The sequence below is a fragment of the Salmonella sp. NW177 genome, from assembly GCF_051811585.1.
Lineage (GTDB): Bacteria > Pseudomonadota > Gammaproteobacteria > Enterobacterales > Enterobacteriaceae > Salmonella > Salmonella enterica.
The window spans coordinates 789,112-803,751 of sequence record NZ_JAMMZV010000001.1; the positions used below are offsets into that span (position 1 = coordinate 789,112).

Below are 14,640 nucleotides of genomic sequence, written 5' to 3' on the forward strand. Positions count from 1 at the left end.
GTCACGTAAAAATTAGCCCCATAGTCTATGCTTGTTTTTCGGATGCTGTAGAGGTTATGGGTTAAACGGAGCGACAAATGAGTTCAAAAATTTTTTGCAAAAGCTGGGGAGCTGAATATATCGCCGCTGATGTCGTCCGCTTTCGTCTTTGGGCCACCGGTCAGCAAAAGGTTATGCTCAGGCTTGCGGGTAAAGACCAGGAAATGCAGGCGAGTGGTGACGGCTGGTTTACGCTGGACGTCTCCGGGGTGACGCCAGGTACGGAGTATAACTTTGTACTCAGCGATGGCATGGTGGTCCCCGATCCGGCTTCCCGCGCCCAAAAAACTGACGTCAACGGTCCGTCATATGTGGTTGATCCAGGCAGCTACGCGTGGCGCAACACCGGGTGGAAAGGTAGCCGTTGGGAGCAGGCCGTGGTGTATGAGATGCATACAGGCACGTTCACTCCGGAAGGCACCTTCCGCGCCGCAATAGCGAAGCTGCCTTATCTCGCTGAACTCGGCGTTACCGTTATTGAAGTGATGCCCGTTGCGCAATTTGGCGGCGAGCGCGGCTGGGGCTATGACGGCGTACTGCTTTACGCGCCGCATTCTGCCTATGGGACGCCGGATGATTTCAAAGCGTTTATTGACGCCGCGCATGGGTATGGTCTTTCCGTCGTCCTGGATATTGTGCTGAACCATTTCGGCCCGGAGGGAAATTATTTACCGCTATTGGCGCCGGCGTTTTTCCACAAAGAGCGCATGACACCGTGGGGAAATGGTATCGCCTATGATGTCGACGCCGTGCGGCGCTATATCATCGAGGCGCCGTTATACTGGCTGACAGAATACCATCTCGACGGCTTACGCTTTGACGCTATCGATCAGATTGAGGACAGTAGCGCCAGGCATGTGCTGGTTGAAATCGCACAACGTATTCGGGAAGACATTACCGACAGACCCATTCATCTGACTACCGAAGATAGCCGCAATATTATTTCTCTGCATCCCCGTGATCAGGATGGCAATGCGCCGCTGTTTACCGCCGAATGGAATGACGATTTTCATAATGCCGTCCACGTTTTTGCGACCGGAGAGACCCAGGCCTACTACAATGATTTTGCTGATGCCCCGGAAAAACACCTCGCAAGAGCGCTGGCCGAAGGATTCGCTTATCAGGGAGAAATTTCACCGCAAACCGGCGAACCTCGCGGCGTAAAAAGTACCGGACAACCCCCGGTCGCCTTTGTGGATTTTATTCAGAACCACGATCAGGTCGGTAACCGCGCCCAGGGCGACAGACTGATAACCCTGGCGGGCGCTGAACGAACAAAAGTATTGCTCGCCACGTTGCTGCTTTCACCGCATATTCCGCTGCTTTTTATGGGCGAAGAGTATGGCGAAAGCCGTCCTTTTCTTTTTTTTACCGATTTCCATGGGGATTTAGCCCGCGCCGTTCGTGAAGGTCGCGCAAAAGAGTTTGCCGATCATGCAGGGGAAAATGTTCCGGACCCGAATGCGCCAGAGACCTTTCAACGCTCAAAACTTAACTGGAAGCAACAGCACAGTGAAGAGGGTAAAGCGTGGCTGGCGTTTACCCGCGAACTACTGCTTTTGCGCCAGAAGCATATCGTGCCGCTGTTGTCCGCTGCCCGTGAGAGCTCAGGAACGGTATTGCAAACCGCGCCCGGGTTTATTGCCGTTAGCTGGCGTTTTCCGGGAGGAACACTGTCACTGGCGCTGAATATTAGCGCCACGACGGTATTGCTGCCCGATTTACCGGGTAAGACCCTCTTCGCCTGGCCGAATGAATCCACCGGGTCGCTTTCCCAACATTCTCTTATTGTCCGCTTAGCCCAGGGAGAGTCTGCATCATGATCCCAACTGCAACGTATCGTCTTCAGTTTCGCAATGGCATGACCTTCGACCGCGCTGCGGCGCTGGTGCCTTACCTTAAAAATCTGGGTATCAGCCATCTTTATGCCTCACCCATCTTTACCGCCACCAAAGCGTCAACGCATGGTTATGATGTCACCGATGCGAATGAGATTGAGCCCTCTATTGGCGGGCGCGAAGGATTTGAAAGACTGGTGGCCGAACTTAAAGCGCAAGGGCTGGGATTGATCATCGATATTGTGCCTAATCACATGGCCAGCTCGCTGGAAAACGCCTGGTGGCGCGACGTGCTTGAATATGGCAAGGAGAGCCGTTACGCGCGCCATTTCGATATTGACTGGTCGCGCCGACTGACGCTGCCTTTTTTAGGCGACACGTTTGACGCCGTGCTGGAAAACGGAGAAATTGCGATCAAGCCCGATCCCGCTACGGGTAAACCCGCGTTCGCCTATTATGATAACTATTATCCGCTTGCGCCGGCGACATGGCAGGGGCGCGAGGCCGAAATACTGGCGCTTACCGATAAAGCCGCTATTGCTGATTTGCATGAGCGCCAGCCGTGGAAATTAATGTCCTGGCGCGATGCCGCTCGCTCGCTTTCATATCGGCGTTTCTTTGAGGTCACAGGGCTGGTAGGAATGCGGGTGGAAGATAAAACCGTTTTCGACGATACACATCGGCTGATTCTGGAGCTGGTCAGAACAGGGGCGGTTGACGGTTTACGTATCGATCATATCGACGGCCTTGCCGATCCGAAAGCCTATCTTGCGCGTTTACGTCAGGAAGTGGGGCCGGCGTGCTATATCACCGTGGAAAAAATTCTCGCTAAAGGCGAGCAACTTCCTGATGACTGGCCGGTTTCCGGCACCACAGGCTATGAATTTATCGCCTCTCTGGCGGAGGTGCTGGTTGACGATGAGCAGATAGACAATCTGCGCCAGGCTTACGAGACCGTTAAAGGCACGCCAGTGGATATGCGGGCGGAATTACGGGCGGCTAAATTGCTGATGGTCGATCGCAATTTCGAGGGGGAATTTACCCGGCTGCTCGCGCTTGCGCTGTCGATTGCCAGCGAGCTACAGATCGCACAGGAAGAGAGCGTCGTTCGGCAGGCGTTACGCGAGTTATTAATTGCCTTTCCCGTATATCGCACTTACGGCACGGCAGAAGGGCTACCGCCGACCGATATTTGCCTGTTACACCGTATTGTGGAACGGGTAAAGACGCTTGAAAATCCTCCGCAGCCAGAAGCGCTTACATTTCTGAGCCACCTTCTTACCGGCGATGTTCCCGCCTCCAGCCAGGAGGAGGCGACACAGTTTCGCGTTCGATTCCAACAACTCACCGGTCCGCTGATGGCGAAATCGGTAGAGGATACGCTTTTCTTTCGTCAAAACATGGGACTGGCGTTAAATGAAGTCGGCGCCGAGCCCGTCACGCATCACTTCTCCATCGAACGCTTTCACCATGAGATGAAAACCCGACAGGCGCGACAGCCTGATGCGTTATCCGGTACGTCGACCCACGATACCAAGCGAGGCGAGGATGCGCGAGCACGGCTGTATACGCTTACCGAAGCGCCGGAGCAGTGGAGCGAATGCCTTGCCCGCTGGCGGCAGATGAACCAGACCCATGTCAAATTTTTGAATGATGGCACTGCGCCAAAATCGGCGGATACGTGGATGTTATATCAGGCGCTGACCGGCGTCTGGCCCCCGGTGCTACAACCACAGGACGAAACAGGCCTAAACGCGCTGAAAACACGCTTTGAAGCCTTTGTGGAGAAAGCGCTACGCGAAGCGAAGCTGCGTACCGATTGGGTGGACAGTAATGAGGCTTACGAAACGGCAATGCTTGATTACGCCCGTTATTTACTGGCACCGGATAATCAGACATTTTTGCAGGATTTTTATCGTTCCTTGCAACCCTTCATCCGCGCAGGGCTGGTTAACAGCCTGACGCAGACCGTTATCAAATTAACCGCGCCGGGGGTACCTGATATCTATCAGGGGAGCGAGGCGTTGAATTTTAGTCTTGTCGATCCCGACAACCGCCGCGAACCGGATTTCGCCATGCTGGCGCAGCAGTTAGACCAACTAACGCCGGGAGTTTTCTCGCGCGAAGAGAGTTGGCTGAACGGGCAGGTGAATCAGTATGTCACAGCTGCATTACTGCGTTTGCGTCAGCAGAATCATGAGCTCTTCCGTTTTGGCGACTATATACCGCTGCGGGCTGTTGGTCAGCGTGCCGACAAGGTCATCGCTTACGCCAGAGTCAATCATGATGATGCGCTGATTGTTGTTGCGCCCCGACTAGTGTTCGCCGAATGTGACGGCTTATTGTCACAATCGCATAGCGGTTTCTGGGCAGGAACCGACATTATTATACCCGGACAGCTTAATCAGCATCATTATCGCAATGTGCTTACCCAGGAGAGGTTAATGCCTGGTGAACGCCTGTCGTTGGCCTCACATCAGGGCGGCGTACTGGTTTTAATGAGCGACTGAGTTTATGTGTTGATGTGCCGTGACAGGACAACGTTTACCGTGGGTGGAGAAAGAGAATGACAACAAACAGGGCTTTTGAAATCAGATCAGGATACAGCCATACGCTTGGCGCAAATTATGACGGCGAAGGCGTGAATTTCGCTATTTTTTCCGCCCATGCGGAACGCGTCGAGCTTTGCCTTTACGATCCGAGCGGGGAGCATGAAATCGCTCGTCTGGAGTTACCGGAATATACCGACGAAATATGGCACGGCTATGTCCCGAAGTTGCAGCCCGGCGCGCTGTATGGGTACCGCGTTTACGGTCCTTATGACCCGGAAAATGGTCATCGTTTTAACCCCAACAAGCTGCTTATTGACCCTTATGCCCGTGAGCTGGTGGGCGATATTCAGTGGAACGATGCGCATTTCGCGTATCAATTACTTCATGACGATAAAGATTTGACCTTTGATGACCAGGATAGCGCGCCATTTACGCCTAAATGCCGGGTGATTGATCCGGCTGAGGCGAATTGGGAGGATAGACAACGGCCTTCCATACCGTGGTCGAACGCCATTATTTATGAAACGCATGTAAAAGGCTTTACCCAGCTTAATTCCGCGATCCCTGAGCCTCTACGCGGTACGTTTGAGGGCATGGGGCATAAAGCCAGCGTGGATTACATTAAAAGTCTGGGGATTACCTCCGTCGAGCTTTTACCCGTTCACTGGTTCCCGGACGATCAGCATCTGCTCGATAAAGGGCTGAAAAATTTCTGGGGATACAACTCGCTGGGCTTTTTTGCGCCAGCGACGCGCTACTATGGTCCAAAAGGTATTCAGGGATTCCGCGATATGGTGCGCGCTTTCCATGATGCCGGCATCGAAGTGATACTGGACGTGGTCTATAACCATACGGCAGAAGGGAATGAACTTGGCCCCACGCTGTCATTTAAAGGTATCGATAACTTCTCTTACTATCGCACGATGCCCGATCAGCATCGCTATTACATTAACGATACAGGGACAGGTAATACCGTCAATACCTCTCATCCACGGGTACTGCAAATGGTGATGGATTCCCTTCGCTATTGGGCGGAGTCAATGCATGTCGACGGCTTTCGTTTTGATTTGGGCACCATTCTTGGTCGTGAGCCGGAAGGCTTTGATCAGAGAGGCGGCTTTTTTGATGCGGTAACGCAAGACCCGGTGCTGGCAAAACTGAAACTGATTGGCGAACCCTGGGATATCGGACCGGGCGGCTATCAGGTTGGCGGCTTTCCACCAGGGTGGGGCGAATGGAATGATAAATACCGCGATACGGTACGCGAATACTGGAAAGGTGACAACGTCACAAATGATTTCGCCGCACGCCTGCTGGGTTCCGGCGATCTCTATGATTTGCGCGGCCGTCGCCCCTGGTCAAGCGTTAACTTTATTACTGCCCATGACGGCTTCACGCTGAACGATCTGGTGTCTTATAACGACAAACATAATGAAGCCAATGGCGAAGATAATAATGACGGGCATAATGATAACCGCTCCTGTAACTATGGCGCAGAAGGGCCAACCGACGACGAGGGCATCAATGCGATACGCGAGCAACAGAAACGCAATTTCCTGACCACCTTGCTTTTCTCGCACGGCACGCCGATGTTATTAGCGGGCGATGAGTTTGGCCGCAGTCAGATGGGCAATAATAATGGCTACTGTCAGGACAGTGAAATATCGTGGGTCCACTGGGATAATTTGCCGGAAACCGCCAATGCGCTACGAGAGTTTACCCGTCATCTGATTCAACTGCGCGCCACGCAACCGTTGCTGCGCCGGGAGAGCTGGCGTGACGGTCTGGAGATCCGCTGGTTTAACGCCGGCGGAGGGGCGCAGCAATCCGAACAATGGGATGAGGGATCGACCATAGGCGTATGCATTAGTCGTCCCGATCTCCAGCCGGAAGCGGGGATCTGGCATGACGCCTTACTGCTTTTCAATCCGTTTGAAGGCAGCGTACCGTTCCGTATTCCGATGTGGGGAGAAGGCGGCTGGGTACTTGAACTGACGACTGCCGATAACGCGCAGCAGGGAATGCGGATTACCGAAGAAATGGATTTCGATCTGGCCGGGCGCAGCATCGTGTTATTCAGACGCCCCTGATAGTGAAACCGCGCTCCGGACCCAACCGGCCTTGATGGCCGGTTTTTTACTGGCGCTCAGGCGATATCATGCCGCAGAAATAACACCGTTGTCAGTTTACCGCCCGAAAAATTCATCCGCCTGTTGGTATTCCTTTGATTGTCTTCACCGATATTCGCTTCAGGCCGTCTATTGCCATTTCAAGGTAGGTACGTGGACATCCCAGATTTAAACGGATAAAACCGCTGCCCGCCGGGCCAAAGCCGCTGCCCATTGAAGGAGCAATACCCGCGACATCCGCCATCACCCATTTTAGCTGTTCGTCATCCAGTCCCAGTTTTTTACAATCCATCCATAATAAATAGGTTCCCTGCGCCGGGACAATTCTTGCCCAGGGAAGGTGCTCTGTCGCCTGTTCAACAAACCAGCGGCGGTTTTCCGCCAGGTAATCCAGTAGCGAATCCAGCCACTGTCTGCTTTCATTCCATGCGGTAGTCGCCGCCTGAACGGAGAGAGCGTTAAAGACGTCCAACCCATGAGCGTCCAGACGAGACAGGAAACGCTGGCGAAGCGTAGGCTCGGGAATGAGAAAATTAGAAATTCGCAACGACGATAAGCCAAACGTTTTGCTGGCCGCAGTGGCGGAGATGACCCGTTTATGCCAGCGCTCCCCTAAATGCAGTACCGAGGTAAAGGTTTCGCCGGGCAGCAATAGATCGGCCCATATTTCATCCGAGATGAGAGTGACATCATAAGCTTCACATAATAAAAGCAGTTGCTCCAGCTCGTTGGCCGACCAGCAACGCCCGGTTGGATTATGTGGATTACACAAAATCATCAGCGGAGGGCGCTCATGGCGAAACAGCCTTTCCAGTTGGCAAAAATCCATCTGGTAGCCGTCGTCCGGCGACTCGCTAAGGGGATTCTCCAGCAGTTTTCTACCATTAAGCGTGATTACTTTGGCGAAGGAGCCATAGTATGGCCCCTGTACCACTACGCCGTCGCCTGGATGCGTCAACATTTGCACTAAGAGCGCCAACCCTGGTACGACGCCTTCCACGCTGCATACCCATTCCTGTTTTAACGTGAGCTGGTGGCGTGACGAAAACCAGTGAAGCAGGGCGTTAAAATAGGCCTCATCGCGTTCGCTATAGCCAAATACGCCGTGCTCGATTCGCTGATGTAATGCCGCCTGAACCTCAGGCGGGCAGGCAAAATCGAAATCAGAAACCCACATCGGCAGCAGTTTTCCAGCGCCGTCGCCAAAGTGGCGCTCAATAAAATCCCACTTTACCGAACCAGTATTGTTGCGATTGATAATCTGGTTAAAATCCATCTTGTTTCCTTATTATTCCGTCACTGACGATTGCGGCGACTTTTCTGAGGCGGGGGCGGTTCTGGCAATACCAATTCCGCTAAAACCATAAATTAATGCGAAGAAGATTGCCGCATAGCACTGGATAGCCCAGGGCAGAAGATCAAGCGTGCTAACGCCCAGCGTGGTTGCCATGTAGACGCCAGCCGAGGTCCACGGCAGGAGAGGTTCGATAACGGTACCGGCATCTTCTATCGTCCGTGAAAGGTTTTTAGTATCCAGCCCCATACGACGATAGGCATCTTTAAACAGTTCGGCGGGAACTAACAATGCCAGTTTACCGTCGCTGGTCGCTCCTGTGACCAAAATTGTGGTGCCGATAGTGGCGGCAATGAGTTGACCAACGCTATGAATAATGGTCAGCAGTCGGTTAATGATGATCGTTAACGCGCCGGTTAACGTTAGCGCTCCGGCAAATGAAAAAGCGCAGAAAACTAACAGTATTGTTCCCATCATCGAGAACATTCCGCCCCGGTTTAGCAGGCGCGGAACATCGGCCACGACACCTTCTGCGCCTTGTGGGAACATGGCGATATCAAATCCATCAATGAAAGCGTCCAGTCCCTGTTTGATGCTCAGTCCCTGCATGATGACGCCGAGGAACAAGGCAAGTACGCAGGCGCTTAACATTAATGGGATGACAGGCTTCTTGCGAATTGCGCCCCACAGTACGATCACCGGCGGCAAAATAAGAACAATATTAAAATGGTATAGCGACTCCAGCGAGTGGATGATGTCCGTAACGCGCTGCGGCGTGGCCACCTCGCCCAGCATATTACTGTGTCCGGCGATAAGATAAACCACGGCGGCAAGCAGGAAACTTGGCAGGGTCGTCCAAAGTAAATGCTGAATATGCTCAAACAGAGTAGTGTCTGCGACAATCGCGGCAAAGTTAGTCGAGTCGGACAACGGTGAGATTTTGTCGCCGAAATAAGCGCCAGAAACGACGGCGCCAGCTGCTGCTGCAAGAGACACGTCCAGCCCGGCGGCAACCCCCATTAACGCAACGCCAACCGTCCCGGCGGACCCCCACGATGTACCGGTACAGACGGAGACCACGCTGGTTAAAAAGAAGGCTGCAATCAAAATATATTCCGGGCTTATGAGTTTTAGCCCCCAGTACACCATGTAGGGAATGGTGCCGCTAAACATCCAGGTGCCAATCAAACCACCCACGCAGATCAGGATCATGATAACCGGCATTGCTTTAGCCAGCTTATCCACCACTGAGTTGATGATGTCTTCCCAACAGTATCCTTGCCACCATGCAATGCCTGCCGCTACCGCCGCAGAGCACAGAAGGAGCGGTTCGATACGTAGCCCCATGATGCCGTAACCGATAATCAACAATAACAACATGGAGATGACTGGGATTAGCGCTAAACCCAATGACAGCGTTTTCTTCTTGTTTTGTGATGCACTCATAATGGAGCTCCGGTCAGTAAGGTAGCTCAAGGGTAGGGGGATACGCTTCTCACTACTGTGATCCATTACTTTCGTCCATGTAACCGATTACATGAGAAGGGTTAATTTGATAGTCATCACAGTTTTTACTGTTGACGACGCATTCATCGTGAAAAATAGGGCGCGACAGAATCGCGGATCACCAGTTCGGCATTGAAATGATTGCTGCTGGGCGGCGGCGTAATGCCCTGGTATAACTGTATCGCCAGTTGCGCGGCACAACGCGCCATTTGTTCGACCGGATAATGCATTGTTGTTAACGCCGGATAAAGATACCGGGCCAGCACCACATCATCAAAGCCGACAATAGAGAGCTGTTGCGGAAGCTGAACGCCGCGTTGATGAAGAATACGCATAATGCCAGCGGCCATCACATCGTTAAACGTGACCGCTGCCGTAAGGGGAAGCCCGCTATTAATAAGTTGATGCGCGGCCCGCTCGCCGCCTTCTTCGTTAAACGGAACGCTAATCACCCAGCGAGGGTCTGGAGAAATACCATATTCTTCCAGCGCCTCACGGTAACCATCAAGGCGTTCCTGACGATCGATAATTGGCAAGTCAGATGTCACACAGGCAATGCGCCGATGCCCGTTCGCCAGGAGATATCGGGTCGCTTCCCTGGCGGCGCTGCGATTTTCCAGCCAGATACACCGGTTGGCCATACCGGCGATATAACGATTAACAACAACCAGCGCTGGAAAGTGGGCTGCGTAGCGCAGCAGCTCTTTATCCGGTAATCGGCTGGCGTGTACAACAATAGCCTCACAGCCTTGATTAACCAGAAAATCCAGTCCCGCTTTTTCCATTTCTTCGTCGTGGCCGCCGCTACATACCATCAAGCGATACTGCTGCTTACGAGAAACATCTTCTACGCCGCGAGCAAGGTGGGCAAAAAAAGGATCAGCCAGATTGCCGGTTAACAATCCGAGCATATCGCCGCTACGTTTCGCCAGCGCGATAGCGGCGGCATTCCGGCGATAATTGAGATCGCGCATGGCTTTCTCTACACGTTCGCGCGTGACGGGTTCAACCCACGCGGTCTGGTTAATGACACGTGATACAGTCGCGGTTGATACACCGGCCAAAGATGCAACATCCTTTATTGTCGCCATGTTAAGCTCATATTTGTTCGTTTAAAGGGTATCAAAGCCATTGATTATCATGTTACGTGGAAATCAGTGCAATCACTGCGGCGCAGCCTGAATTTATAAACATTTTTAAAATCATCCTAAATCCTGGTAACTGCAAATTTTAGTAGCTACCTCAATGAGTTATTGACCACTGAATTTTCTACGATAACATGACTAACAATATACACATGATAAGAACCACTACACTGGGAAATCGTTGCGTGGTGGTTCGGAGATAGATGATGAGTAGTATTACAAAAAGCATACAGAATGAATATGTTTTATTGATGGAAAACGCTTTTTCTGAAAAATATAAATATGCATTCAGAAATTTAGAACTAAAAGAATTACGTAGATTCATCCTGAAAGAGCTAATTAGCTCTCCCGAGTTAGATAATCAACTTACAAACCTAATTGTGTTGCTAAATAAATTTTGGGATACTCACGCCGCGGCGCTTATAACAGAAGTTCGGGCGTCTAAAAGTTATCGATTATTACTTCCGATTCAACGCTTTGGTTATAACATATCTAATCATCTTAGATCTCTTGGAATTTATTTTGATAGCATCATAATGGTTGATCCATTACATTTTCCTTCTCTTAGCTCTCTGCATTCATTTTTGTCATTGCCACCAGATAATAGTTATGTCCGCATGCGCAGGTTGGTATTACTTGAACATGTTTCTAATCTATTTCGCGCCATCCCGTTTATGACTATTGATGATGATTATCCAATTTTTCTAATCGTTCCTGAATTACTGGATTTTGATAAAGAACGCAATCATGAACAATCTGCCGCTTTTCTAAGCCAGCTCTTTTTTAAAGATAGAAAAATGGATTACGCTACTTATTTAGCGTTTCTTGAGCACTTTGGGAGAAATGAAGAAACATTCCAGAAGATCCTAACAAATAAAGAATTATTAAAAACATTGCTTAATAATTTCAATAACATCGAAAAAGAAGTCTGGGTTTACGATACAGATTTAAAGAGTTTTACAACAAGAGAGGTAGATCTTCTGGATTACGATCTGCCGTCAGCTATAGCAACCTTACTGGGTAAGGTTGAAGGTGCAATTTATGCACAACGATCAACTCAATTATCGGCAACACTATTAGGCATTGATCCGGTTATTTATAGTAACCATATGTTTTTACATGAATGGACTACGGAGCAGTTGGTCAAGGATTATGGTAAATTAAATCCTCTTTCTTCTGAAGAGCAAGCGATTACAATGGGTCTTTCAGCCGCGGAAGTAAAATTCCTTACTGCGCTTTCCGATCTGGAATTAAAAAAGATTAGAGAAAGAGGTCAACTGGAATCCTTAAGGCATGAACTAAGAATCTCAAGGCATGACTTGCAAGGAAAAACACCAGATCAAATGCAAGATGCGGCAAATAATTTTTCAAAACATTTAATCAATGTGGTCGAAGAGTATGGAAAGTCGCATGAATCAGCCATTAAAAATTCAAAGAAAAAAAAGATCTCATCTGGATTAATTTTTGCAGGAACAGCCACGTTAGGTATAGCTTCACTTGCCATGCCGCAATTGACATTACTTTCAGCAGCAGCAACGGGAATTGGCCTGGCCTTTGGAGGTAAAAGTCTGGCAGATATTTTTAGTGAACATAAAGCACATAAAAATGAAATCCAGATATTAGAAAAAACACCCGTATCGCTTTTGTATGGGGCATATAAAAAGAAATAGTCATACTGTGTATACCGTCTGGTAGCGGAAGTCAGTTTTTGAAGCAATTGTCGTAAAGTTACTCAAACAATCATTTCGGCTTTGCTGATAAGCACAGCGGCTTGTCCGGTGGTGAGCCGGTAGTCACAGGGTAGGGGAGGAATACATCCTATGGCGTTTCAATGTCTGAAAACACTACCACATCTTGTGTCAGAGGGCCGCTGCGCGCCAGGCCGTTTCGCAAAGTTCGATTGCTTTTGCAGTCAGTACTGCCCTTAACAAATAGCCAGCTCGTTCACGACCTCAGCTACGCTCTTGATGCTGCGGATATTTCCAATGCCCGTGCCCAGCGCAATGTATCCTTCATCTGTATTACCTTCCAGCATGCCGATACGCAACCCTCGTAAACCTCCCATCGTCTGGGCCAGTTCTTCATTGCTTGCACCAGCTTTATCCATCGACACGAGCTTGTCAGCCAGCTTGCCAGGAAGTGAGCGGTAGTAATCTGGCAGGGTACGGAAAAGCAGCAAATCCAGGCCGTTAGCATTAATGATTTTATCCTTTACTGACTGCGGCACACGGCTTTCTTCTGTCCCAATAAACACCGAACCAGCAAAGACACCCTCTGCTCCCAGCGCATGGGCAGCACGGGCGGTACGGCTATCGGCAATCCCGCCTGCAGCCATGACGGGAACACTTTGCACCGAGTCCGCAATCAGCGGCACGATCGAAAAGGTGCCAAGCGCGGTGCCAGGCAATGTGCCACCTTCATCAAAACCTGTTGCAACAATAATGTCGGCGCCGGCTTTTTCCGCTAAACGTGTATTTTCAGGTGTCGGATTAATATCGCGGTAAATAATTGCAATACCCGACTCTTTTAGTTCATTAAACAGCGAAGTGATAATAGCTCCTTCTCCGTAACCGGTATAAACAACAGCTTTTACTCCCTCTTCCTTTATTACCTGTAGGATAGGCGGAGTCCAGATGTCGTTTTCAGGGGTTGGAATAAGGTTCACCCCGAATGGTTTTTCGGTAAGTTTTTTGGTTTTACGAATTTCTTCACGCATTTTTTCTGCTGTTTCTTCAGGCGTTGATACAGCAGTTTCCGCTGTTAAGCCCGCATTTGGGCCAAGCACACCCAAACCACCGGCGTTGCTTACGGCTGCAACCAGTCTTGCATCGGTAAGCCAGGACAGTGGGCCTTGTATAACAGGTTTTTCGATACCCAGGATCTGGCAGATACGGTTGTACTTCATGACGTGATCTCCTTCGAACAAATTTTCAGCCAGCCTTTTAGGCAGCTGTGGTAGTTAATTAATCTGAAGAAGATCTTAAGCCTCTTTATTGTTACGAAAAACCATCCAATCTTTAAAACAGAATTACTGATAAAGTAACAATAGTCAGGTCGGATATGCACGAAAGAGCGTTATCAGAGATGTGCATCCGGACCAAAAACCTCGCACAGCCAGTCGATGAATACGCGGACTTTAGGTGCCAGATACCGACGATCCGGGTAAAGCAGTGAAACCGGTTTTGGCGGGGGCGGGAAATCAGTGAGGATCTCTGTCAGCTCTCCACTGGCAATAAAGGGTGCAAGAGACGGACGCAATCCGTGTAGAACACCCAACCCCGCCAGCCCGCATGAAAGAAACGCTTCTGAATTGTCTACCAGGATGCTGGAGGGAATTTTTATTGACGCGATACTGCCATCAACCGTGAATTTCCACTCCATTATCTGCAGGCTGTGATTACTGAAAAAATTTACAGCCCGGTGGGACTTCATCAGCTCATCGATAGAGTGCGGCGTGCCATGCTTCGCAAGATAAGATGGCGCAGCACAAGTCACCATGGCTGCCGTACCCAGACGTCTGGCAACAAAACTGGAGTCATTAAGCTCACCAAGTCGTATGACGCAGTCCACACGCTCGGCAATCAAATCAATCTTGCGATCGGACGTGCCAAGTACAATCTCAATATCCGGGTATCGGTTCTGAAAATCTCCAAGAGCCGGAATGATGACTGCCCGGGCGAGCGTAATAGGGACGTCAAGGCGCAGGCGGCCTTTCGGCGGTTGCGTGCTGGAAAATAATCGCCGGACGTCGTCCAGCTCGCTTAAGAGCGACAGGCAACGCTGGTAAAACTCTTCCCCTTCATCCGTCATACTGACCTGTCGTGTTGTACGGTGCAGGAGCTTAACGCCCAGATCATGTTCCAGATTCTGAACGGCGCGGGTAACAGCAGGGCGGTGCAGCTCAAGCACTTCCGCCGCGCGGATAAAGCTCCCTTGCTCTACCACATTGACATAAATATTCATGGCTTCCAGCATATTCAGCTGCATCTGTTCTCAGTCCTCAACCATTATTTGTGTCGAAGGGGGAAGCTCCTTATAACATTCCTGTCTGCTGGAACATATCCCTTTCTGAACCGATTGTTTCATCTGGAGTAACATACTGCTATCGATATATGACTTTTACCGGGTGGTTGAGGT

9 protein-coding genes are annotated in these 14,640 nt (G+C 50.4%); 4 read left to right on the forward strand and 5 right to left on the reverse strand.

All coding sequences use genetic code 11. From position 1 onward, the window contains the following. Positions 1-77: 77 nt before the first annotated feature. From treZ to glgX, 3 genes are read left to right on the forward strand one after another with little or no spacing between them, the layout of a single operon-like run. Positions 78-1,862 (forward strand): malto-oligosyltrehalose trehalohydrolase, encoded by a 1,785-nt coding sequence (treZ, locus tag NA986_RS04080; protein WP_023244365.1) that lies wholly within the window; start codon positions 78-80, stop codon positions 1,860-1,862. Further along, entirely contained in the window at positions 1,859-4,387 is a 2,529-nt protein-coding gene (gene treY, locus NA986_RS04085; RefSeq protein ID WP_198889110.1) for a malto-oligosyltrehalose synthase, read from the forward strand. The genes treZ and treY overlap by 4 nt, the downstream gene beginning before the upstream one ends. Positions 4,388-4,443: 56 nt before the next feature. Next, entirely contained in the window at positions 4,444-6,519 is a 2,076-nt protein-coding gene (gene glgX / locus NA986_RS04090; protein ID WP_001527713.1) for a glycogen debranching protein GlgX, read from the forward strand. 112 nt (positions 6,520-6,631) lie between these two features. Here the strand turns inward: glgX and NA986_RS04095 are convergent, their stop codons facing one another. The 3 genes from NA986_RS04095 to NA986_RS04105 all read right to left on the reverse strand — a co-directional run bounded on the left by NA986_RS04095 (position 6,632) and on the right by NA986_RS04105 (position 10,449). Next, on the reverse strand, positions 6,632-7,834 hold the full coding sequence (locus NA986_RS04095; protein WP_070794015.1) for a MalY/PatB family protein: 1,203 nt from the start codon (positions 7,832-7,834) through the stop codon (positions 6,632-6,634). A gap of 12 nt (positions 7,835-7,846) precedes the next feature. After that, on the reverse strand, positions 7,847-9,298 hold the full coding sequence (nhaC, locus tag NA986_RS04100; protein WP_001276629.1) for a Na+/H+ antiporter NhaC: 1,452 nt from the start codon (positions 9,296-9,298) through the stop codon (positions 7,847-7,849). Positions 9,299-9,441: 143 nt separating this feature from the next. Beyond that, positions 9,442-10,449 (reverse strand): LacI family DNA-binding transcriptional regulator, encoded by a 1,008-nt coding sequence (locus NA986_RS04105; RefSeq protein WP_000201071.1) that lies wholly within the window; start codon positions 10,447-10,449, stop codon positions 9,442-9,444. A 257-nt stretch (positions 10,450-10,706) separates the two neighbouring features. Between NA986_RS04105 and NA986_RS04110 the strand changes: the two genes are divergently transcribed. After that, positions 10,707-12,173 (forward strand): hypothetical protein, encoded by a 1,467-nt coding sequence (locus tag NA986_RS04110; protein ID WP_000987828.1) that lies wholly within the window; start codon positions 10,707-10,709, stop codon positions 12,171-12,173. A gap of 254 nt (positions 12,174-12,427) precedes the next feature. Here the strand turns inward: NA986_RS04110 and NA986_RS04115 are convergent, their stop codons facing one another. Beyond that, positions 12,428-13,408, reverse strand: coding sequence for an NAD(P)H-dependent flavin oxidoreductase (locus NA986_RS04115; protein WP_017441349.1), 981 nt, complete (start codon positions 13,406-13,408; stop codon positions 12,428-12,430). Between the two features lie 173 nt (positions 13,409-13,581). Continuing rightward, positions 13,582-14,490, reverse strand: a complete 909-nt coding sequence (locus NA986_RS04120; RefSeq protein ID WP_001176641.1) for a LysR family transcriptional regulator — start codon at positions 14,488-14,490, stop codon at positions 13,582-13,584. Positions 14,491-14,640: the final 150 nt, after the last annotated feature.